This is a genomic window from Algoriphagus antarcticus (genome assembly GCF_002150685.1).
GTDB classification, from domain to species: Bacteria; Bacteroidota; Bacteroidia; order Cytophagales; family Cyclobacteriaceae; genus Algoriphagus; species Algoriphagus antarcticus.
Window position 1 is genome coordinate 1 of record NZ_MSSW01000086.1, and the last position, 23,862, is coordinate 23,862.

A 23,862-nucleotide genomic window follows, 5' to 3' on the forward strand; every position below is an offset into this window, starting at 1 on the left:
CAATTGTATCAATAGCAATACTTTTTATGTCTTAGATTCAAGTGATAAACGCACCACCTTTTCTAAGCAGATCCTATTTAAAACTTTTGTAGAAATAAATCTCGGGGCATATTGAAGTGCTACCTTTTCAAGAGATGAACAATATGCTGTTGTTTCGCTATTAAATACCGTAATCGATTTCTGGAACATGCCTTGGAAAAACGGCTACAAATAATGTATATAAAAAATAGGGCAGATAGTGCTAAAACGATTTGATGATTTACTAGTTATTCTCTTTATGAGATTTTTTTCCGCCAGATAGCTTATAGATCAAATAACCTATTCCTACCACAAAATGTAGAATTACTATTCCAACTATGATGTAAATACCAGTGTTACTCATTGCGTGTTTAAGCTAGTAATTTTAGAAAGGACATGAGATGATTTTGCCTATAAAAACAGAAAGCCATCCGAATTTCCGGATGGCTTTCTGGAGTAATAAGGTCCAAGTCATGAGGCTTCAACCAATTTTGAATTCTTATTTAAAACCTATCTCCTCCAAGCCATTATGGCTGATTTTGATCGCTTCCAAAGGATTCAAACCGAAAGTGTTATCCTGCTCAACCAGATAAAACTCCATTCCTGATTTGTCTCTTTCAGCCAAGATTCTTTTAAAATCAATAGATCCAGTTCCGACAGGAGCGAAGTTGCCTTCCTCATTCATGTCTTTCACGTGCCAAGCAGTGAAGCGACCTGGATATTTTTCGAAGTAAGTAAGTGGATCTACGCCAGCTTTAGTCACCCAGAAAAGATCCATCTGGAAGTTAACGTTTTTGGCATCAGAATTTTCTAACAAATAGTCAATCATAGCACTCCCATCCGCCATTGGCTTAAACTCAAAATCGTGGTTGTGATACAATAGTTTTAATCCTGCTGCAGTACTTTTTTCTCCTAACGTATTCAGGATTTTTGCCAGTTCAGCAGGGCTGCCTTTCATGCCCATTCCATCTTTTCCAGCGGTAAACATTCCCATTGGAGGAACTGGTATTACAAAGTATTCGAATCCGGCTGCTTTTGCATCGGCAATTTGCTGATCAGCATTTTCAAGGTTTACTCCACCCATATGGGTACTTTTTGGTTGAAGACCGAGCGACTCTAGATAAGCTTTAAATTCTGTAGGGGCCATTCCGTAGAATTTTCCGTCTGAGTATCCAGCTGCTTCAATATAAGCATAGCCAGCAGCAGCAACCGCTTGGAGAGTACCCTTAGGATCCTTTGCCATAGAATCTCGAAGTGTGTAGAGGGCTAAGCCACCAAAATCCGTCGGTTCAGTTTGAACAACTTCAGTGGTTTCAGTGCCAACTTCTGTGTTTTTCTCAGCGTTGCATGCCGTGAAGCCTAGCATAAGAGCCAAGAGCAACACAAAGCTTAAATTGAAATTTTGTTTCATAGGTTTATTTTATAATTCGTTCAAGTTAGCTAAATCATGCAAATATAAGCTGTCTCGCACAGTTTACCGCCCAGTGAATTTGCGGGAAATTAAGCAATAGTTAAACAAAAGCTCTGAAATTCGTTGTTAACTGTACAACCAATCTTATTATTGACATGACTCATTTAATGAAAATCCTCGAAATCCAGCCAGTCACACATGATGTGAAACGATACAAAGTGGAGAAACCAAAAGGCTACTTTTTCATTCCCGGTCAAGCAACCGAAGTAGCGATCAATAAAGAGAAATGGAAAAGTGAATTTCGTCCTTTTTCATTCACGTCTTTGCCTGAGGAACCTCATTTGGAGTTTGTGATCAAATCATACCACGATCACCACGGGGTGACGAATCAGCTTGACAAGTTGAAAGTGGGTGACGAGTTGATTCTGAATGACTCATGGGGAGCGATCCAATACAAAGGCAAAGGTGTTTTTATAGCGGGAGGAGCTGGGATTACCCCATTTATTGGGATTTTCAGATCTTTGGAAGCCAAAGGAAAGCTTATTGGAAATCGTTTGATCTTTGCCAATAAAACCGCTGAAGATGTGATTATAGAATCGTATTTCCGCAAATCCTTGGGCGATGATTTTATTTCTATTTTAGCTAATGAGCAAATAGGAGGGCATCAACATGGAATGATCGACAAAGATTTTATTCAGGCACACGTCAAGGATTTTAACCAAGAATTCTATGTCTGCGGACCAGATCAAATGGTCAAGGATATCAGCAAAATTTTGGAGGATCTTGGAGCGAAACCAGATGCAATTATTTTTGAGAAGTAATTGCAAACTTCTTTTAAACTAAAGTGATTAAGGGCTCTTTTCATGAAAGGTCCAATGGTCAATCCTTGGACAATAATCGAGAAAACGACAATCACATAGGCAACAGTGAGGCGTTTTTGGTAGTGATTTATTAATTTTTCAGGGTTGATTAATTTGTTGAATTAGATAAGCAAAAGCCAATCAAATTATAGATTTGGGATTAGTAGGATTGAGTTTTAGCTGTTAATAGTATTATTGAGCCACTGGAATTGTCGTATAAATGAAATCAACATTCATTCCTTCAGAGAATATTGATTTGTTTTTCTATAATTGGATACACTTACACTTTTAAGAAAAATGGATCACTACTTCGATGCTATGTTTGACTATATCAATCAAATCTGGGCTATTCCTGATGGCGACAAGGACGTTTGCCGCCTATTTTTCAAACCTATTTTAGTGAAAAAGGACACCATTTTGGAGTCTGAGGGCAAAATCCCGCTTTACCATAATTTCATCGTTTCAGGCTACATGAGAAACTTTCATCGGGATGAAAAAGGAAATGAAGTCACCGTGGATCTAAATAACGGTCCGAGATTTTTTACCTCCTATTTTCACTTTATGAACCGATCAGTCTCTAATGAAAATCTCCAGTGTCTATCAGATTGTGAGATTTTGAGGATTTCTCGAGATGATGTAGACCGATCGGCGGAAATGGGGGAAACACAAAAAGATTATACTATCAAAATTCTCCAGCAAATAATGGAACAAGAAAAGGAGCGAATTCAGGATATGGGGAATCTGACCGCTGAGCAACGATATCTCAAGCTGATGCGTAATCAGCCGAATATTATTCGTAACGTTCCGCTAAAGTACATTGCTTCCTTCTTGGGAATCAAACCTGAAAGTCTCAGTCGAATTCGGAAGGAAATTACTTAACAATTGTTAGGTGTTTGAGGATCTTCTTAAAGTTAGATTTATGAATTAGAAGATTATTCCACTTGTTAACCTACGTAACTTGCGCTCCATAATTTCAAATCAGAATCTATATTTTCATTCTTCTCAATCTTTTTCTGACCGGCTTTTCCAATTCTCTGCTAAAGCATGGTTTATGGTGGTGGTGATTGGTCAATTGATCTTTGCCTATTACATCATTCGATTGTATGGAGCTTCGGGATTGCAAGGCAATTTAGAACAATGGAATGCCCAAACTACTCACGGCTATGTACCTCACGACTTGGCAGGCAATGTGATTTTTGGAGCTCATATCTTATTTGCAGCGATTATCACCATTGGAGGCCCAATTCAACTCCTACCCAAAATCAGAGCCATAGCCCCACGCTTTCATCGAATAAATGGGAGAGTTTATATTGTGTCCGCATTTTTGATCGGTATTGCCGGGCTTTACCTGGCTTGGATTAGAGAAGCGGCAGGCGGACTGACTGGTTCGATATTTATCTCAATCAATGGATTGATTATCTTTATTTGTGCGGTTTACACGATCAGATTTGCCGTCCAAAGAAAGCTTGCAACTCATCAACAATGGGCTATTCGGCTGTTTTTGGCGATGAGTGGAGTTTGGTTTTTCAGGGTGTTTTTGATGCTTTGGCTGGTGATTCATCAAGCTCCGGTAGGTTTTGATCCGGAGACCTTTACAGGCCCTTTTTTAAATTTTCTGTATATTTTTGTCTATATCTTACCTCAGGTTTTTGCCCAAATTTATTTTAAAGCGAAATCTGCCAATTTGCCTCGGTTTCACTTTGCGGCTTCCTTTTCATTAATCGTATTGACCATGGGAATTTTGGTTGGAATTTTTGCAGCGACAATTGGGATGTGGTTGCCGGTGCTTTAAGCAGAAACTTATTGCAATAGCCTTGAGAGTTTTTTGTCCAGCTTCTACGAAAGCAGAACTCAATTCATTTCCCTAAGCCCGTAAAAATTTAAAAATATTTAGTCTGAATAGTCAGTTTTTTTCAGCACTCTTTTCACCAAGGGTCCAATTGTCAACCCTTGCACAATAATCGAGAAAACCACAATCACATAGGTAACAGTGAGGAAGAGTTCACGCTCCATCTGGGGTTCGAGGGACAAAGCCAAAGCAATGGATATACCACCACGAATACCTCCCCAAGCCATCATCAGGGTTGTTTTTGGGATAAAATCAAGTTTCTTGTCAAAAATAGCAACAGGGCCCGCGAGTGCTAAATATCGCGCAATCAATCCTACCGGAATTGCGATCAGTCCAAATAGCAAGTACTCCCCACTGGCTGTAATAATCAACAGTTCAAGACCGATCATCACGAATAGGATGGCATTCAGCAGTACATCTATCAGTTCCCAGAACTTATCTACATAATTATTAGTAGTTTCTGACCAGGCGATAGTGGGAGATTTATTACCGATGAAAATCCCTGCAACCACTACTGCCAACGGACCTGATACATGCAGATAATGCGCTAATCCTGAAAGTCCCATCACCAATGCCAGTGTAATAATCACTTCAGTTTCATAATGATCGATCGATTTCATTATCCTAAATGTCAGCCAACCAGTAACCAGCCCAAGCCCAATTCCACCTACCACTTCTTCAAGGAACAGCAGCCCAACTTCTCCAGCATCCATAGCGCCGATGCCTTTTTGTGCGATTTTGAAAATTACCAAAAATACCACTACACCTACTCCGTCATTGAAAAGGGATTCACCCACAATTTTGACTTCAAGCTTCTTGGGAGCATTTGCGTCCTTCAAAATCCCCAATACAGCAATCGGGTCGGTAGGAGAGATCAATGCTCCGAATAAAAGGCAGTAGATATAGTCGATTTCGTGATCAAAAACCATGAATACATAATACATTATGGTGCCCACCAGAAAAGTGGATAGTACCACCCCGATAGTTGCAAAAACTGCAATTGGGGCTTTCATTGCTTTCAAGGAATCCAGTTTGGTATGAAGAGCGCCAGCGAAAAGCAAGAAGCTCAGCATCACATCCAGCAAAGCTGTTTCAAAATCAATGGAACCAATAAGTAACTCCGCTTCTTCAATAAAAAAATGATTGATCTTGCCTAAAACAATGATTCCAAGGGTGAATGCAATAGCAATAATCATCAGCCCGATGGTAAATGGCAGCTTCAAAAACTTGGTGTTGATAAAAGCAAAGGCTGCAGAAAGAACAATCAGGATGGTGATGATGCTAAAAATGTCCATTGTCAAGATTTGATTTTGGTGACCATGGACAAATTACAACCATTTAATTGATTGCTTCAAAAAAGAGCAGGCATCATTGCGTCTGCATGATACCTGCTGAGGGTTGTTTTGCTACGTGAGTTGATTCGTCCGGTTCTTCAATTTTTGTACCAATCGATTTTCCTTGAAATGAACATAGTCACTGCAAGAGCCACAAATAGTCCAATGCTTCCTATCAACAAAGCATAGTCTTGCTGTTTGATGATTACAAATATGAAAATGTAAAATACAGATAGAATACCAGTAAAAATCATTGTGGTTTTGAGTTGGGAGAAAAGACTTTTGGAGTAAAATGCCAGGAGTCCTACTGTGGCCAAACTTGCGATTAAATACGCTAACGTAAAACCCAATTGTTCAGAAAGAGCTATCAAAAGTGTGTAATACAAAACTAAAGCGAAGCCAACTAAGGTGTATTGAAGCGGATGAATTCTCTGTTTAGTAAAGGTCTCCATCAGGAACAAAGCCAAGAAACTCAGGATAATTATTAGAATCGCATATTTCGACGTTCTTATGCTTTGCTGATATTGATCTACAGGCATTTTGAGACTTAACCCAAAGGCACTTTCCTGAAAGTTGGGGAGCATGTTTGTAAATTCCTGTCCAAATGGTCTGTTGAAATGAAGTATTTTCCAGGAGCTTTCAAAACCATCTTTATGCAGAACTCTTTCTTCTGGTAAAAACTCCCCTTGGAAGCTTGGGTTTGGCCAGTTTCCACTAAGTTTCAATGAGGTGGTTTTGCCTAAAGGGACAATATGGAAATCCTTGCTTCCTTTGAGCTTCAGTTTTCCGGAAAAGGTGAAGCCCTTTGATAAAGAATCAAGTGAAACCGGGAATTGGAGTCCTTTAAGATTTGTCTGAGCATCGGTAAATGGTTCAGAAATGAGCGGAGTGTTATCAAGTTTTACATCAGGGTTTTCACCGATTCCCCGGAGATCGCTGACCGAAATCAGAAATGAGGCCTGATCCCAAAGTACCTGATCAGCTTTAATAGCTAGCTTTTCAAGTTCAATGGCTCCAAAGTCAGCTTTCACCTGAATGTCACCTCGATAAACCACCACATCGAAAATCCCGCGATGAAGAGATTCTGCTTGAAGCTCTCCCTTGATATCCAAAAGATCGGGTAAGAAATAGGCCGTTTTTAGCTCTTTGATTACTTTATTCTCACCATTGCTCTGAACTTCCCTGTAATACTGGTATGGTAATGCTAAGTAAGGACCAATAACTGTTTGAGCTCGCGACCATTTGCCAGTGACTTCATTTTCAGCTTCTTCTAATCGAGCTTGCCGCTCATTAATCAAGTCAGTGGTGAGTGCTTGGGGAATCAAGAGAATTAGGGCGATAAAGGCGATAACTAGAAGTTTTAGACTAGTTGATCTAGCAATCCAGTCCTGAAATTTTTCAAGGAGGGAGAGGTTTGTGTTTGTTTCCATGGTGTTGTTTAAAAGTACTTTGAATTTCAAAGTAGATTGATAAATTTTTTTAAGGTTTGTTTTCGTTTATTAAATTTTCAAGGAATTCTAGGTGTTCTTGGAATGCCCTTTTTCCGCTATCAGTGGCAGAGTAATTCGTCAAGGGTTTTCTGCCCACAAAGGACTTATTGACAGAAATGTATTCCTGCTTTTCCAGATTTTTAAGATGTGAAGCCAGATTCCCATCCGTCACCTCCAGTAGTTCCTTGAAGGAATTAAAATCATATTCGGCATTGACCATCAGGATGGACATGACTCGGAGCCTGACCACGTTTTCAAATGCTTTATCGTAATTACCCTTCACGTTATCGGTCGTATTTGTAATACATCATCGATCCATAGATGATATGTAACACACCAAAGCCCAAAGCCCAAAAAATAAGCCCGTAGCCAGGAAAGAAAGCTGACAGTATTCCTAGTCCCAATTCACAGTAGCCAAGATATTTGATATCGCTAAGTGTGAAACGTGAGCCATTAATCAATGCTAAACCATAAAAAACCAGAGTAGCTGGAGCAATTATGATAGTATAACCTCTGAAAAAAAGAGCAATGCAAAAAAAGCCGCCTACCACTAGCGGTATTAATAATGCATTGACAAAGCGTTTGCCGGCAGGAGTCCATAGTTTGCTGGAAGTTCTTTCACTTTTCCGCTGACTTAAGATTAAGGCTGTGGCGATAGAAATCGTTAAAACCATGAACGCTGCTATCAGTAGCTTGGTGAGTGTAGCCGTGTCCAAGATATAGTTTGTTCGAAATCCATAAGGTGGATTTGGATAATAGATCCAAGTATAAGCCATACCTGCAGCGATCAATGCGTAGGTTCCGGCCAGAATTCCAGAAAGTCCACTGAGAGACAGGAAGCGGGTGCTCCGCTCCATCATGGATTTGATATCGGCTAACTCTTGTTCTGGTTTTCTCATGTGTAAAAGTACTTTGAGTTACAAAGTAAAATTAAATACACCATTTTCTAACTATCTGTGAAAAAATATTTCAGGATTAATCATAAAATTTCATTCAAACTGCTACAGTCTCTTCAAAACCTCTTCTATATAGGATCTGCTGATGGTCAATGCTTTCCCGCCGATTTCTAAATATTCATGGGTGTAAGAATCGATGGCTAATAGGTTCCCGATGAAAGAACGATGGAATCGAATGAATTGATTTTCAGGCAACTTGCTTTCAAAATTCGAGATACTTTCACGAACAACCAAGAAGCGATCTTTTAGGTGAATCTTGATGTACTCTGCATAGCTTTCTACATATAATATGTCGTAAAAGTCTATTTTTCCATCTTCCTATTCTGACGAACAAAGAGAAATTCTAACTTTTCTTGGGTTGTTAGTGATCTTTTGGAATCAAAGGACTCTTTGGCTTTGGCAACTGCTTTTAGGAATCGATCAAAAGGAATTGGCTTCAATAGATAATCCGTTGCTTCAAGATTAAATCCTTCTATGGCATATTCCCGATAGGTAGTAGTGAAGTTTACGTGGATTTCTTTTGGGATGATTCTGGCGAAAGCCATGCCATCGATCCCAGGCATATTGATATCTAAAAATGCCAGATCGATTTGGTTTTGCTGCACTTCGTTGAAAGCTTCATTTGCGTTGCTGCAACTAGCCACAAGATTCAAGTAATCCACCTTAGAGATGAAATCCTTGAGGATGTTTTGGGCCATGGGTTCGTCGTCTACGATGAGGCAGTTCATGATGCCTGAGGCTTTTGGTTGATTGGTTTCTAACTATAAATCTACTTCAAAGTACCCGTCAGATTTCTTAATGCTAAATGAATGGGAATTCGGATATAGAAGATGAAGTCTTTTGTTGATGTTTTGAAGGCCTATGCCTGAAGAAGTAAGGGTTCTTTTTGTCACATTTTCATCAAAGGAGTTTTTTAGAAAAAATAGGATACCATTTTTCTGAGTTTCTATTCTCAATTCCACAAAGGCATCTTTTTCTTGGGATTTACCATGTTTGAAGCTGTTTTCCAGCAAAGGAAGAAACAGCATAGGGGCAATCATAAGGGTATTTGATTCTTCCGTAGAACTTATAATCACCTGAAGTCTCTCTCCATATTCATTTTTTTATATTATGATTTTTTCCAATTTGATAAAATTGAGTAGTGTTTAGCAACAAGTGGTAGCATTGCTAGATATTTTTTTATACCTAAATATATATACCGATCAATTTTTTCTGTCTTGTATACCGATTCTCTTATTTAATTATGATCAGAGGTGAGGCAGGTAGTTAAAAGTAGTAGATCATTTTTTGAATAGTCTTTTTTTATACTTATTACACATTTCAAGGCTTTTACTGAAAAGATTAGGCAGTGGGTCTTTCATAATGAACTCGCCAAATGTATTATCAAAAGGCAAATAATCTTGTTTTTTAAATAGTCTATTGAAAGTCATTTTTAATGCAGGCCCAGTTCTTAAAACGCGTTTTTCTTGAGTTTTAAGAACTGGGAGTTCTCTTTTTAATCCCGAAAGACACGACAGATATGGGAAATTGACCCCAGCAAATAAGGAAGCAGCTAGACTTGCCCAAAACCGGGGATTCATCTCAATTAATTTTGCCTTTCGTTCAACTTCATCATATCTTAAATCAATATGAACAACTCCTGACCATTTGAATTTCTCGACCACTTCTTTAACAAGGTTGAAAATTTCGTCATTGTCTAAAAATTCCACTCCATAAGGCCATTGATAAGCAACTGTATATTTTAAGCCTTTTTGAATGGTGTGCGCAAGAATTCTACCTTCCGAACATATAACACTACAATCAATGTCGTAACCTTTTATATACGACTGTATGATTTGATCCTCAGAATGATCGAATTCAGTATACCAACTTTTAAATTCCTCCTTATTTTCAAAAATGTAAATTCCTTTGCCTCCGGATCCTTTTCGTGGTTTTATAATTGTTGGAAACGTTATGGACGATACAGTTTCGTCTAAACTATTGGTTGACTTGAAAAGGATTGTATTGGGGTGAGCAATATTATTTTCCTTAAGCCATAGTGAAAGTAACCATTTGTCATCAGCGATATCAAATGAATTTACCTCTGGAATAGGAGCAATAGCGATAAGCTTTGAAAGTTTTTCTTTGTTCTCTGCAATCAGGCGTATGGTTCCGACGTCAACTGGTAACAAGATGTCAGCATTTGTCTTTTTAATAGCATCAATGATTCCTGTTAGCCTTTCTTCATTACTTTCACCATACACATTATATATAAATTTCGATGTATAGCGTGAAAAGCGAACTGCTGCGTTTTTGTCTGTAGCTAACGCTATAGTTTTAATATTCTTTTGTTCTGCTAAACATCTAACAACTGATGTAGCATAGGTGCATTCACCATCAGGAATCAAGACCGAAAATGATCTATTTGTTTCAACATTTTTCATATTTTATTATTAAAAGTTTTTGTATAAAATTATTTAAAGAGTTAGCCTAATTTTTTTTATTTTAAATTATAGGATTTAAACAATAGGTTTCTTCTGAAGAATACTAAGAGATAATAAATTTTCTTTATTTATGAAAAATGTAGCTAGCAAATATGATTTTGTTAGCACCGATCAACTTTCCCCTTATATGAAAGAAATCTCTATTCATCCTCAGGAACAGCCATCGTGTGATTTCCGACCAACAAACATTTCCCATCTAATTCTACATAGGTTCTCATAAAGTGGTACCTGGTAGGAGTGGGCCCTCGGTCAACTATGGTAAATCCTGTGACGATGGCTGTATTACCAGTGATCACAACTTTCACATCGCTTTGAATTCGGGACTTGGTGTCACGGGTTCCGTTTGCCTGTTTCGCTTTTGCTCTCTTTACCACCTCTTCCTTATTATCGATCATTGAAGCATGATTGTGAACCCAAACAAAGTCATCTGAAAGTACTGTCTGAAAAAACTCAGGATTGGGGTTCAGATTGGTTTCTTCCCATTTGGCATCTAGTGCTTTGATGCTTGATTCCGTCATGCAGCTTTGCTGGGCAGAAACCGTGCAAAAGGTAAATAAACTTAAGAGGATGAAAAAAGAGAATGGTTTCATTGGGATGGTATTTTGGGTTATTGAAAAATAAGTTGTTAGTAGTAATAATAACAAGGTACAATTTGGTACTGATTTTTAGCGTTAGAGTTTCATCAATATATCAAGAATTGTCTTGATTACTAACTCAGGTTCATCGAGTTGTATAAAATGTCCGCTTTTTTCAGTGGTAATGATTTTAAGGTCAGACATTTGGCGTTGAAAATCTTTATTCAGGTTTTGTTTTATACCAACCACTTCCTTCGTCAATAAATTGGATTCATCTATATGTGCGGATTCTATAAGTACGATAGGGACAGAGGAGCTAACTTTATTGTTTCTCATATATACATCCCAGGATCTGCGGGATTCTATTTCGGCTTGAAATCCAATTGGTGAATTTGGATTTGGTGTGTGAATTAGACTGTCCAAATGACTACGTTTTTCTTCAGGGAAGGTATGAAGAACTCTTTCTGTGAAGTATTCATTTCCAGGATCGATCAGCACCATGCCTATTACTTTTTCCGGGTATTTAGCTAGGAAGTCTCTTGCAACGAATCCTCCAAGAGAATGACCCACTAGCAGAATATCATTCTCTATTCCTGTCTGCTCTAAAAGCGATAAAAGCTCTGAGGTCATGTTTTCAATAGTTCTCGGGCCATCGATCATTTCTGATTTGCCAATTCCAGCTTTATCATATGAAAAGGTCCTCGTCGCTTTGGAAATTTCCTTCTGAACTGGATCAAAGTCCTCCAGATTACTTCCTGCACCAGTGATAAACACAACAATGGGAGAGCCTTCCCCTGACAAGAAAACATGCTGATTTTTGCCTTTAACCCGTAAAGTCAGCTGCCCAAATGGATTCTTTTTAGCACAATCAAATAGCCCAAAAAAAATACATAGTGCCAATATGACTAAAGGCAATCTTCCCAAGGTAATCATGAATTGGCTGATTTCATTTGAGGTGGGTTACTCCTTTCCGATTTGATTTAAGCTATTCGTAGTTGAGAAAATAAATCAAAAAAGCCAGAACACCTAAAAACGCCAATAACCAAAGCAACCAAAAAGGCTTTCGCTTTAGCGGATTCTTACCCCAAAAAGCCAACGTGAGAGTCATCATCATAGGTCTGTTTTTGGCAATGAAATTATATCCATTATCGCTGAGCCATTGAAAAAAATCAGACTTCTGATACCAGCGATGCCAGTGTTTCTGCGGTTTTGCGAAATACCACATGGTTCGATAGGCTGAATCTGGACCATTATAGACATTGCCATCTGTCTCAATCAATTTGGATGCTTTTTTAAACTCTTTGAGCGGGATATCAGGAAATTGCCCAGCAACTTCCTGAAATGTATTATACGTCAAATCGATCGTTTTGCTTTTCCAGACGATGATCCAGTACTTGCAAAAACCGCATTCTCCATCCCATACAAATAGTGGCTGGGTTGGTGGGGATAAAGTCTTCTGGATCTTGGCAAACATGTAAAATTCCTTTTAGTGTGGATATAGGGTCTGGTAGTTAGTACGATTCCTTTACAGGAATGATTTGATTAGGTGTCTTTTGATGAGACGTATTATGAGCCAAAGAGGATACTAGTATAATTTTGATAGATGTGAGGGCAGAAAAAATTTTCAGGACGACGCGAGATATGTTTATATTGAGATATATGAATATTCTTAGTTGGTAACTGCACTTAAACGGAGATTGCGATATTGGAAATTTAACTATATATTGAATGAGACTTAGATAATATTTTTGATCTGGATTTTTCCAATTGCCACTGATTAAAAATCTTTTCTTGAAATGTTCGTCTAATTATTTCGCTCATACCAGTGTTTGATGGGATTGGATAATACGAGCTGATTAGCGTCTTGCTTATGAAAACCCAAAGCACATGTTTTTTTTACTCATTTTTAACTAGAAATAAATTATAGGTTAAAGTAATCTATATGAAGCAAAACTCAATTACCATTCTGGTTCCTGTAATTCCTGATAAAGTTCATGATTTATTAGACCAATTGCGAGATATAAAGATCAATTCCCAAGAGGGAATATCCAAGGACTTCGATGGGTTGTCCATTATTCATTATGCAAGATGGGTGGTGATTGATCATGGGAAATCATGGATAAATGATGATCAGAAGCGAGAGCCTAAATTACTTTTTGTAGTCGATTACGATGGTAAAGAAGAGGAAATGCTTTCTAAAGTGTGCGAAAGTTCAAGCACAATCCTAGATCTGATTTATGTTTTTTGCAAAGATTATCCACCTCTGAATTCCATAACTCCACACGGTAGAATGAGCTTTCTGGCTAGTCATGCCATCAAGGATGCCGCCGTCTATATAGGAGCGCCGGGGAGGTCAGTAGTTCAGATCCAAAACGAAAAAAGGCTTAGGAACTATATTCGGGAGTTTTTGGATTCTAGATCTTGGAGTGGAGTACCCGCTCAAGCGATTCTTCAGGAAATACAGTCGAAGGTTATGGACTCTGGGGATTATGGTTTTTTGGAAACGGAAAATGTATCGCTGCCCAGAATCAATTTCCCGATATTGATTTTAGTAGGGTTAATCGCTCTTTGTTTATTCCCTATTTGGTTCCCAATTGTTACGATTTGGATGTTAATACTCCATTTTTTTTATGAAAGAAAAGATGAGAATTTTACTCGTAAAAGAAGTCAGTTGGATGATGATTTTTTAACTGATTTAGAAAAGTACGAAGACTGGCAAAATCAAAATCAGTTCACACAGCTAGTTGATATGAAAGAGGGCTCATTTCGTTTGATTTCCATTAAATCCATGTTTTTACTGACAAATTTGCTCATCAAATTAGTGTTCAATCAAGGTAAGTTGATGGGAATCCCTACCATTCATTTTGCTAAATGGGTGATGTTTGAGAAGAATTCCAGAGTGCTATTCTTCTCGAATTTTGATGGCAGCTGGCAGCAATACTTGGGTGATTTTATTGATAATAGTGGTTGGGGACTTACCGGAATATTTTCCAATACGAAAGTTTTTCCAAAGACAAATTTTTTAATTACCGGAGGGGCGTATAAGGAAGAATACTTTCTCGCTTGGAGCCGCAACTCGGAATTAATCACCAATTATTGGTATTCAGCCTATCCGGATCTTTCAATAAAAAACATCAATAACAACACCAGAATAAGGGTGCAATTGATGAAGACACTTTCAAAACGACAGGCTGTCAAATTTCTTAAACTACTATAGACTATAGATATGACAATGCTAGAACTCGAAAATATCCAAGGTTACCTGATCCGAGGATATGCTCATATGTTGTATTCGAGGTTTGTTTACCTGCAAATTTCTGATGCCAACGCAGTCAAAAAATGGCTTTCGAAGTCTTGGTTAGAGATGACTTCTGCAAGACATATACACGATAAATCAAAGATATCGCCTACGCATTTGAATATTGCATTTAGCCATGAAGGCTTAAGAGCTCTGGGGCTAAAGGAGGAGAATCTTGCAGCTTTTTCTAGGGAGTTTCGCCAGGGAATGGTCTCAGCACACCGCACCAGGCTACTAGGTGACTATGATACAAGTAAACCTGAAAATTGGAATTGGGGAGACAAAAATACTGATTCAATTCATCTTTGTCTAATGGTATTTGGCAACGATAAGACGGCTAAAGATGATCTGGAAAAAGATAAAATTGTATGTCTTAATTATTACAGAGAGCTAGAATCGCAGTTTGAGGAAAATGGATTAAAACAATTATTTTTTATTGATGGTCAAACCCAGCCGGACAATAAAGAACACTTTGGGTTTAGAGATGGGATATCCCAACCTATAATCGAAGGGTCCGGTAGAGTAGGGAATAAAGATGATGTCGTCAAAGCCGGGGAGTTTTTGTTTGGCTACAAAAATGAATTTGGGGTGTATCCAGATACACCCTTAATAGTCAAAGAGCAAGGAAATTTGAATTTACTTCCCCCGGATGCAGGAGGAAGTGGAAAGAAAGACATAGGGAAAGATGGGACCTTCATGGTGATGCGACAGCTGGAACAGGATGTCAACAAGTTTTGGAGTTTTATGAATGAGAACAGTAAAAATCCAAACGGCTCTATCAATATAGAAGATAGTTTGAAGTTAGGTGCCAAATTTATGGGAAGGTGGCAGAATGGAGCTCCTATTACACTTTTTCCTGATAAAGATCCAGGACCTAATAGTGATATCAATGATTTTGGTTATTCAAAATTTGATAAAGATGGTTTGAAATGTCCATTTGGATCTCACTTGAGACGAGCAAACCCCAGAGATAATGTTGATGATCATAGTCCTAAAGAGTCTCTTAAACTCAGTAACCAACATCGGATAATTAGACGAGCCAGACTTTACGGAGAGATCTATGAGGGGTCTCCTACGAATACTACACCAAACGGAGAGGTGGGATTACTCTTTATTTGTTTCAATGTGGATATCAGCCGTCAGTTTGAATTTCTCCAATATACCTGGGCTAATCTTCCTAAAAACAAGGAACTCTATAATGATCCTGATCCTATTATTGGGGTTAAAGAACAGGCTAATTTAGGAGAAGAACAGAATTTCACAATACAAGATTCACCAGTGAACAAAACGTACAAAAACCTCCCAAGAGTAATCACTGTGAAAGGCGGAGCCTATTTCTTCTTTCCGTCGATCAATGTGTTGCGGTATCTATCTACGATTTAGGACTAAAGATCTAGATAGTTAAATAATCATCTTAGCTCTGCTTCTCCAGAAGCAGAGCAGCTGTGATAGTCAAACACATATTTTCAAATACTTCTTTTTAGTTAGGGTGAATAGCTGTGACTTTAGTCACACTTCTTTTTAGTGAGGCTGAATAGCTGTGACTTTAGTCACACATAAATGATTTTTTTGGTAAAAATAGAATAACCAAGAAAACATTAGTCCTACTTACTCTTCCAAAAAGGCTTTGGCGTTGTTCAAACCATTTTGAAGGTATTTTTTCAGAAACAGTGGGGCGAAAATCGACAGAAAGATTCTTGATAATAGGTTTTTGTAGGTGAAAGTATATACCCATCGAAGTCTTGTCTTATCATCTATCGTGTCAAACCACATATGGCCATACGTTATGGTAGTAAAATGCTTAAAAATATCACTGAATTTGGTCGTCTGGTAAGCATAATTAGAATAGCGATGTACAGAGATGAGTTCTTCCACCAAAGTCGCTGAATCTCCTCTTTCTACTAGCCTATTATCTCCGACTCTAGCCCAGTCTCCACGTAACTTAGTCACTTTGATGATGCCATAAATAGGGCCGGTTTTCAGTAGCCAGCTTGAAAGCTCTTCAACACTAGATACGAATTCGTATGCTGTCTTTTTGTCGCAATTGACGATGACTTCTGCGGTGGTGAAAAGGATGTTTTTGGAGGGTACTTGTTGATCTATAGTGACATGGGTGTTTAGTTTGTTTAAGTCATTTAAAAAGGATTCAGAATCCTTTGGCTCAGCGTCAGGCAATTTGTTTTTACCGTGTCGGAATTTTGACATGACCTCATACACTCTTCTTCTTACTCTATTAAAACCTCCCAAAGGTCTATGCTCGGGAAGGGAATGCCAGGGATTAAAAGATAGGTTGTCCCCAAAAGCTAGCTGTGCATTTGTATCAAAAACCTGAGGATGGATGGTTAATGTAGCCACTTTAATATTTTGCGAACTCCACGCCACTGTAGGGTCTTCTATAGGCATTGCATTTGCATCAGTTTGGAACTGAACAAAAAAGTCAAATTTAGCCTCGTTGTCATGCAGAGTTTGAGCAAGATTATATCTCAAATAATTGTAATCAGTCGTGTTTTCTACGACGGTTATATTGCTTGGGCTTGGTCGAAGGTGATATTTTACTGCGTGCTTTATTTTTCCAAACTGATAGGGTTGGGTGCTCCAATAAGGAATGTCAAGAGGATTCTTACACGCAACCTTACTTTTCATTGCCCGTCCTATGATTGGCCAGAGAAAAGGGTTTAGAATAAAAAGTTTACTTTTTATTAAATTCGGTGAAGTCATTGCACCGAGAAGCTCACTCAATTCCTTGACAGTTTTAGCAAAGAATGTTTCCGAACTCATCAATAGGAAGTCTTGAGTTTCAGCTAGCAATTCGTCTTCCAGGATTTTCTCTCCGGGTACTCCTAATAGCTTAATAGCGACACCTCGAATATCTTTTTTTTTGTCCTTCTGAGGTTGGGTGTTTCCATTTGAAAAGCGCACCCATGCATGGTAGTCTTTTGGCTCGCCAGCAAATACTCCTACTTTTACTTTCTCTGGTAAATCTTTTTCTACTGTAAATGAGGCTTTTACACAGCCGTGCATCTTGGTATGTACCTGTCGGAGCATTTTTTTGTCCTGGTACATCCTCGTTACTTGGGCTTCAAATTCCTGAATCATTTTATAGGCAATATGATCTTCATCATCTTGTACATATTCATGTCCTATTTTTTTTGCAGTTTCGGTTCTGGTTGCCATGGAGTTCATTAAAATGAGTTGAAAAAAAATCTAAAAATCTTACTGAATGTAATTAAAAATATGGTAATGGAGACGCCCTAAGAAATAAAATTTTGTGTTTTATATACTGATAATTGTATTAAATTTAGTGAAAGAACTTCCCAAAATCCATTTTGGTATCCTATTCAAGTATTTGTTAGTTAAAACATTCTTTTTTGATGAAATGGCAAATTTTGTACTCAGAAAGTGATTCTGCCACACAGAGTTCAGAATCAAACTTGAGTAGTAGTTTTGTCGCCAAAAAAATCTCTCTTTCTACGCTTTCTCAGATAGAAACCTTAAAAGCAAATAATGAGGCTTCTTTTTCAGGGATATCAATTCCTGGTTTTAGGAACGTTTTAGAGAGTGAAAACACTGGGGCAGATCTCAATTTAAAACTTCAGTTTGTAAATGGTAAAAGTTTAAAGGAGGTCGTCTCAAAGCAGTTAAACATTATTGAGAAGGTAAAAATCTGTATTTCTATAATTAAAAGGCTTGATGAAGTTCATCGAAAGGAATTTGTTCACTTAAACCTCAATCCTGACCATGTCTTGATCGAGGCAGATTCAGATAAAGTGTTTTTTATAAGCCTTGGACTGGCTACTCGGATAAAAAGAAAAATTGGAAATGAGAGAAGGTTGATTTTTTTTGAAGCTGATTATGATTTTATCGCACCTGAACAGACAGGGAGAATCAGTACGGATATAGGATTTTATACTGACATCTACTCATTGGGTATTATTTTTTATTGGATTTTTGCAAAGCAATTGCCATTTGAATCCAAAGAAGGTGCCGCTAAAATCCATGCTCATATAGCTTTGACCCCCAAGCATCCTTCAGAATTGTCAAAAATCCCTGAAGTTCTATCGGATTTGGTTATGAAAATGATAGAAAAGGATGTCCAAAATAGGTACCATTCTGCCAAGGGGGTTATGTATGATTTGGAAATGATTCTATACTCTCTTGAAAAGGAGCTGGATATCGATGGATTTCTACTTGGTACTCAGGATTCTTCTGGACTGTTGACGTTTTCAGATCAACTTTATGCCAGAGACAGACAGATCAAACAGCTGAGAGAAGCCTTCTCAAGAACACTGGCAAATGAGAAAAGCCTGGTTTACGTCTATGGCAATTCGGGTGTAGGAAAATCTGCTTTGGTGGAGCGCATGTATAGTCCTGTGGTGCAGGCAGGAGGATTTTTTATTTCCGGTAAATTCGATCAGCTCCGTGCTGATGTTCCTTATTCAGCTTTTTCTCAAGCTTTGGGAAAGTTGATTTACCAGATTTTACTTTTAAATGAAACAGAGCTCAGCAAATGGAAAGCTAAGCTTCACGATTTGTTGCAACCCATCGGGAGAGTGTTGTTTGAGGTTATTCCTGGTTTGGAAAGATTGCTGGACAGCGAACCAGAAGTCCCAATTCTGACAGGAACAGAAGCACAGTTGAGATTCAATTACGCCTTTAATAAATTTTTCCAGATATTTTCTGAATTGGGTAAGCCAGTTTTCATTTTTATAGATGATCTGCAGTGGAGCGACGTCTCGTCTCTTGATTTGATGAAAACTATCCTCATCAATACTGATCTCAACAATATCTTAATCGTAGGCGCATACCGGGATAATGAGCTTACGCCGGGCCATTTATTCCTTCAATTCAAAATGGAGTTGGAGGAACAAGGCATTCATGCTGAGGAGATATTATTGGAAAACCTGAAGGAACAGGATATCAAATTATTGGTATCCAATATCTTAGGTAAATCTGAGAGGTATTTAGATGAATTAGCCAGTATTGTTTTTAAAAAATCAGGGGGAAACGCCCTGTTTGCCAATCAGTTTATAAAAGCCATATACAAAAATGAGATGTTGTTTTTTGACGGCAATGAAAATATATGGAAGTGGAATATAGATAAGCTGATCAGCTATAATGTGGAAGGGGATATTGTCAATTTGTTTTTGGAAACTATAAACGAACTTCCTCAAAATACCATCTCTATCCTGAAGCTGGCGTCTAGTATTGGAAATAAATTTTGGTTGAAAGATTTGGTGAATATCTCGGAGCAAGAATATGGAAAGGTGACCCGGGATTTTAATCGTGCCCTAGATTTAGATCTAGTCATAGAGAGCTTGGATGGAAGTTTTTATTTTGTTCATGACAGGGTACAGCAAGCAATCTATTCTTTGATAGATGAGCAGGGTAAAAAGGAGAATCATCTTAATATCGGACGTATTCTCTTAAAAACCACCAAAGAACAAGATCTGAGAGAGGAGATATTTGATATTGTAAATCAGTTCAACTTTGGAAAGGAATTAATCTCTGATTCCTTAGAGATCAAAAAACTTTGTGAGCTTAATAGCATAGCTGGTCAGCGTGCTCAAAATTCTACAGCATACGTTTTGGCCATGCAATATTTTAAAAATGCGCTCGAGCTCCTTCCTGCTGATTCTTGGGATACTGATAGAGATTTCACTTACGATCTATATCTAAAATCGGCTGTAGCTGCCTATCAGTGCAATAATCAAGAGTTATTTGTGAAATACTCCATATTACTTGATGCCAATGCCACCAATACACTGGAAAAGCTGAAATTAGCTGACCTCAAAATCCAAAATGCAAATGTCGAGAATGACCAAAAGAGAGTAATTGAAATTGGACTAGAGGCCCTTCGTTCTACCCATATTGATCTAAAGCGTCATCCTACTCAACTGAATGTGCTTTTTGGGTTGGTGCGTACGAACATTAGATTAATGTCCTTTTCCGAAGATAAAATTCTTCACCTCCCTGAGATCAAAGATGAAAAGCTGCTCATTTCCATGTCTATTCTTCATCACATGGCGTTGGCGGCATACCTCACAGAGCCCAATTTGCTTCCCTTGATCATGTTTGAGTTGATCCGGCTTACACTGAAGTTTGGATTAGGCTCCAAAACGCCAGTTGCCTTTGTAGTCTTTGGCTACATCAACATAGCTTTTATGGGTAATGTGGCAAAAGGACTCAGGATGGGGCAGTTAGGAAATAGCGTTTTTGAGGTTATTCAAAATGAAGAGCAGTTTGTCTCCTTTAAGCAAGTATATGTGATGTTTATTTCGCACTGGCTGAAGCACTTAGCGGATAGTATTCCGGAATTGGAAGAGGCATTGAAAAAAGGGCTTGAAACAGGGGATTTTGAATTTACGTCCATTATTGGGCAGTTGATTATTTATTGGAATTTCTATGGGGGAGAACCAATCCCCAAGATTTTGCAGCGAGGAGAATTGCTTAGCAAACAAATCGCACCTCTAAATCAAATCATGCAAATCAAACGAATTGATTTGTTTCGCCAGTCTGCATTATGCCTGGTAGATGGAGTCAAAGACTTTGAGTTTTTGAGTGGTGATATTTTTGATGAGCGAAAAATTGATTTTCCGGATGAACCTGCTTTCAGTCTGTATTACCATAATCTGTACGCTCAGAAGAAGGTCTTGAGTCTCATTTTCAATCAAAATGAAGCTGCATGGAAGTTTTGTGGCTTGGCAAAATTGCACCTAATACCAGTCAAAGGTTCTATCACCGAGATGTTGTTTTTCTATTATGAAAACTTATGTATTACCCCAATTTTTCATATCAGGTCTTCCTCAGAGCAAAAATCACTTTTAAAAATCTATAGAAAGAACCTCAAGCTGATCGGTGGTTTAGTAAAGCATTCTGAAGCCAATTTCCAACATCGCTATGAGTTCATGAAAGCAGAATATGAAGCGCTCATTGGAAATTTTGATATGGCTATCAGATCCTTTACTTATGCTATCAGGTACGCTAGAGTGCATAAGTACATTCAGGATGAGGCTTTGATGTGGGAGAGGGCAGGGGTATATTTTAAATCTCAGCAGCAACCCGAAGCCGCACAATTTTATTTGTCAAATGCCTATAAAGCCTACGAAAAATGGGGAGCAAAGGCGAAGCTGGATCAAATGAAAGAAGAATATAAAGGGTTTATTTCTTCAGAGGAAACAGGTCAAAATTCTAATATTCTTGACTTGGATACTATCCTGAAGACGATTAATCTCATCTCCGGTGAAATGAAATTGGAGAATATTCTCACTGGCTTGATGCAATTGGTAAGCGAAAATGCAGGTGCAGATCGTGCATTTCTCATTACTATAGAAAAGGAAAAGAAGTTGATCAAAGCAACGATTGATAATTCTACCAATGAAATCAAAGTCCTCCAAGATATACCTTACGAAGAGTATGAAGAAATAAGTCATTCAGTGATCAACTCTGTGCTTAGATCAGGAGATACACTTGTGCTCGACGATGCGACCAAGACCTTACCTTTCTCTGATGAGGAATACATCAGAGAAAACAAAATCAAATCCATTCTCTGTATACCTCAGAAGCATTCTGGTGTAGGCTTTTCCTTGTTATATCTTGAGAATAGCTCGCTTTCTGGAGCGTTTACCAAGGAACGAATTGAGATACTGCAAGTCATGGCTACTCAGACTGCCATCTCACTCCAAAATGCCATGCTTCTGGAAAGTACGAATCAGCTCAATGATAAATTGATCCAAGAAGTTGAGGTGAGAAAAGAGGTGGAGGAAAATTTGAGATTGAATGAAAAAAGACTTGAAGAGTACAATTCGAATCTTGAGTCTAAGGTCAAAGAAAGAACCTTTGATCTCCAGAATGAGAAGGGTAAATCAGATGAGCTCTTGCTGAATATTCTTCCGCTTTACATCGCCAGAGAATTGAAGGAAAAGGGATCTGCAGAGTCAAAAAAGTATGAAAGTGTCACGGTTTTATTTACTGATTTCAAGGGTTTTTCGATTATTGCCGAACAAATGAATGCAGTTGACCTAGTTTCGGAGATTGATTTTTGTTTCAAGGAATTTGATCGAATTGTCCAAAAGCACGGCATAGAAAAAATAAAAACTATCGGAGATTCTTATATGGCTGCGGGAGGTATTCCTGTGGCTAACAGCACACATCCATTCGATGTCATCAATGCGGCTATTGAAATACGGGATTTCATCGAGGATCACAAGGAAAGGAACAGAGGTGAAAATAAGCCCATTTTTGAGCTTAGGATAGGAATCCATACAGGAAATGTGGTGGCTGGAATAGTAGGCTTGAATAAGTTTGCTTATGATATCTGGGGCGATACCGTAAATCTCGCCTCAAGAATGGAGAGCAGCAGTGAGGCTGGTAAAATCAACATTTCCGGAGCCACCTACGAACTTATCAAAGATCATTTCGCATGTTCGCACCGAGGAAAAGTCCTCGCCAAAAATAAAGGTGAAGTAGATATGTATTTTGTGGAGAGGTTGGAAGGGAAATAGTATTCTGCCAATCAAGTTGGCGTTCAACTCTATTTAGAAGATCCGATTTTTTTTTATGAAGCGTAGTATTGGATTTATTCATCCAACCGAGCTCTTCAGGTCATATTTAGGGCTTCTTTGGAAAAAACCATCTTGGCAGCATTTCCCTAACTTCTTACTCAGCAAAATCCAAACCTTGAGCCAAGGAGCTTTTATCCCGCCAGATTGAAAATCCTAAGGATAAATTAACCTATTTAAAATGAATGGGATTATTTGCGGAGAAAGGTTTTTTTTAAAAACCAGTAAGGGAGATTAATTTTGGTTAGGCGAGCTGGATCGAGGCTAGGAAGATTCGTGATTATCAGGTAGCTATGATAGTATCATGATTAGCGATTCGTGCTTTTATTCCTATCATTTATCGATTTGTCAAAATAGTTTAGTTTTTCTGATAGCTCCTTTAAAAAATTGAATTTGTTGTGATCCGTTTCAACTTGCACATCAAGACTTTCGGGTTTAGTAAATCGTTTCTAAGTTTCAAGCTCAGCAGCCAGGCTTTTTAGGGTGTCTGGAATTTTATCAAGTGGCAAAACGAAATCAACACAACCAGCTGCCTGAGCACTGAGCGGCATGTTGCCAACTTCGGCAGACGAGTCTTGGGCAAAAGTTTTTCCTCCGTTGGCTTTGATGTGCTTGCAGCCCGCTGTACCATCGCCATCATATCCGGAAAGAATAATGCCGACCGCACGGACGCCCATTGCCTCTGCAAGAGAAATGAAAAATAAATCAACCTGTTTGTTCCTGCCAGTCCGAGGAGAAATTAATTTAAGCTTATAATTTTCCACAGTAAGATCTGAGTCCGGAGGCATTATGTAAACATGGTTCGCATGGATCGGCATCTCATCAGATGCCAAGAGGACTGACATTTTCGTGTGTCTCGACAGTATCTTGGTCAACTGACTATGGGCCGTCGGGAGCATGTGAGAAATAACAACAAAGGCCATACCTGTATCATGCGGCATTGCATTCAGCAGAGCCTTATATGCGTTAAGTGCTCCGGCTGAGCCACCAATACCCACAATTAATATAGGCTGAACTGTTTTCACGATTA

At 38.4% G+C, this 23,862-nt stretch carries 20 protein-coding genes; 6 read left to right on the forward strand and 14 right to left on the reverse strand.

Going from position 1 to position 23,862, the window contains the following annotated elements; translation table 11 throughout:
* Nucleotides 1–517 precede the first annotated feature (517 nt).
* Nucleotides 518–1,429: a sugar phosphate isomerase/epimerase family protein gene (locus tag BVH04_RS22240; RefSeq protein WP_086543665.1), complete on the reverse strand. Its 912-nt coding sequence runs from the start codon at nt 1,427–1,429 to the stop codon at nt 518–520.
* A 155-nt stretch (nt 1,430–1,584) separates the two neighbouring features.
* Here BVH04_RS22240 and BVH04_RS22245 point away from each other — a divergent pair, with 155 nt between their 5' ends.
* From BVH04_RS22245 to BVH04_RS22255, 3 genes are all read left to right on the forward strand, one after another.
* A complete protein-coding gene (locus tag BVH04_RS22245; RefSeq protein ID WP_086543666.1) occupies nt 1,585–2,250 on the forward strand; it encodes an FAD-binding oxidoreductase in 666 nt (221 codons plus the stop codon).
* Nucleotides 2,251–2,586: 336 nt separating this feature from the next.
* Nucleotides 2,587–3,168 (forward strand): Crp/Fnr family transcriptional regulator, encoded by a 582-nt coding sequence (locus BVH04_RS22250; RefSeq protein ID WP_086543667.1) that lies wholly within the window; start codon nt 2,587–2,589, stop codon nt 3,166–3,168.
* A 79-nt stretch (nt 3,169–3,247) separates the two neighbouring features.
* Complete coding sequence (locus BVH04_RS22255; protein WP_240511024.1) at nt 3,248–4,081, forward strand: DUF2306 domain-containing protein; 834 nt, start codon at nt 3,248–3,250, stop codon at nt 4,079–4,081.
* A gap of 98 nt (nt 4,082–4,179) precedes the next feature.
* Here BVH04_RS22255 and BVH04_RS22260 read toward each other — a convergent pair whose 3' ends face one another.
* From BVH04_RS22260 to BVH04_RS22305, 11 genes are all read right to left on the reverse strand, one after another.
* Nucleotides 4,180–5,433: a cation:proton antiporter gene (locus BVH04_RS22260; RefSeq protein WP_086543669.1), complete on the reverse strand. Its 1,254-nt coding sequence runs from the start codon at nt 5,431–5,433 to the stop codon at nt 4,180–4,182.
* A 137-nt stretch (nt 5,434–5,570) separates the two neighbouring features.
* Nucleotides 5,571–6,902, reverse strand: coding sequence for a cell envelope integrity protein CreD (gene creD, locus BVH04_RS22265; RefSeq protein WP_086543670.1), 1,332 nt, complete (start codon nt 6,900–6,902; stop codon nt 5,571–5,573).
* A gap of 49 nt (nt 6,903–6,951) precedes the next feature.
* On the reverse strand, nt 6,952–7,245 hold the full coding sequence (locus tag BVH04_RS22270; protein ID WP_086543671.1) for a winged helix-turn-helix domain-containing protein: 294 nt from the start codon (nt 7,243–7,245) through the stop codon (nt 6,952–6,954).
* 1 nt (nt 7,246) lies between these two features.
* Entirely contained in the window at nt 7,247–7,861 is a 615-nt protein-coding gene (locus tag BVH04_RS22275) for a hypothetical protein (protein ID WP_086543672.1), read from the reverse strand.
* A 102-nt stretch (nt 7,862–7,963) separates the two neighbouring features.
* Entirely contained in the window at nt 7,964–8,224 is a 261-nt protein-coding gene (locus BVH04_RS26740; protein WP_205635909.1) for a LytR/AlgR family response regulator transcription factor, read from the reverse strand.
* Entirely contained in the window at nt 8,221–8,646 is a 426-nt protein-coding gene (locus BVH04_RS25895) for a LytR/AlgR family response regulator transcription factor (protein ID WP_205635907.1), read from the reverse strand. The genes BVH04_RS26740 and BVH04_RS25895 overlap by 4 nt, the downstream gene beginning before the upstream one ends.
* 33 nt (nt 8,647–8,679) lie before the next feature.
* The gene (locus tag BVH04_RS22285) at nt 8,680–8,958 is read right to left on the reverse strand and encodes a GHKL domain-containing protein (protein WP_086543673.1); all 279 of its coding nucleotides are present in this window, start codon (nt 8,956–8,958) and stop codon (nt 8,680–8,682) included.
* 240 nt (nt 8,959–9,198) lie between these two features.
* Nucleotides 9,199–10,341, reverse strand: a complete 1,143-nt coding sequence (locus BVH04_RS22290; protein ID WP_086543674.1) for a carboxylate--amine ligase — start codon at nt 10,339–10,341, stop codon at nt 9,199–9,201.
* Nucleotides 10,342–10,541: 200 nt separating this feature from the next.
* Nucleotides 10,542–10,991 carry a nuclear transport factor 2 family protein gene (locus BVH04_RS22295; RefSeq protein WP_086543675.1) on the reverse strand — a complete coding sequence of 150 codons (450 nt, stop codon included), beginning with the start codon at nt 10,989–10,991 and terminating at the stop codon, nt 10,542–10,544.
* Between the two features lie 81 nt (nt 10,992–11,072).
* The gene (locus tag BVH04_RS22300) at nt 11,073–11,909 is read right to left on the reverse strand and encodes an alpha/beta fold hydrolase (protein ID WP_086543676.1); all 837 of its coding nucleotides are present in this window, start codon (nt 11,907–11,909) and stop codon (nt 11,073–11,075) included.
* A gap of 52 nt (nt 11,910–11,961) precedes the next feature.
* On the reverse strand, nt 11,962–12,450 hold the full coding sequence (locus BVH04_RS22305) for a DCC1-like thiol-disulfide oxidoreductase family protein (protein ID WP_086543677.1): 489 nt from the start codon (nt 12,448–12,450) through the stop codon (nt 11,962–11,964).
* Between the two features lie 468 nt (nt 12,451–12,918).
* Between BVH04_RS22305 and BVH04_RS22310 the strand changes: the two genes are divergently transcribed.
* Together BVH04_RS22310 and BVH04_RS22315 are read left to right on the forward strand one after the other, a co-directional pair.
* Entirely contained in the window at nt 12,919–14,193 is a 1,275-nt protein-coding gene (locus tag BVH04_RS22310; RefSeq protein ID WP_086543678.1) for a hypothetical protein, read from the forward strand.
* Nucleotides 14,194–14,202: 9 nt separating this feature from the next.
* The gene (locus BVH04_RS22315) at nt 14,203–15,657 is read left to right on the forward strand and encodes a Dyp-type peroxidase (RefSeq protein ID WP_116116555.1); all 1,455 of its coding nucleotides are present in this window, start codon (nt 14,203–14,205) and stop codon (nt 15,655–15,657) included.
* 225 nt (nt 15,658–15,882) lie between these two features.
* On the opposite strand, the gene BVH04_RS22320 is transcribed toward BVH04_RS22315, so the two are convergent.
* Nucleotides 15,883–17,448, reverse strand: coding sequence for an SRPBCC family protein (locus tag BVH04_RS22320; protein ID WP_169714487.1), 1,566 nt, complete (start codon nt 17,446–17,448; stop codon nt 15,883–15,885).
* 197 nt (nt 17,449–17,645) lie between these two features.
* Here BVH04_RS22320 and BVH04_RS22325 point away from each other — a divergent pair, with 197 nt between their 5' ends.
* Nucleotides 17,646–22,775, forward strand: coding sequence for an adenylate/guanylate cyclase domain-containing protein (locus BVH04_RS22325; protein ID WP_086543681.1), 5,130 nt, complete (start codon nt 17,646–17,648; stop codon nt 22,773–22,775).
* A 506-nt stretch (nt 22,776–23,281) separates the two neighbouring features.
* Here the strand turns inward: BVH04_RS22325 and BVH04_RS22330 are convergent.
* Nucleotides 23,282–23,857 carry a chemotaxis protein CheB gene (locus BVH04_RS22330; RefSeq protein ID WP_169714488.1) on the reverse strand — a complete coding sequence of 192 codons (576 nt, stop codon included), beginning with the start codon at nt 23,855–23,857 and terminating at the stop codon, nt 23,282–23,284.
* Between the last annotated feature and the right edge of the window lie 5 nt (nt 23,858–23,862).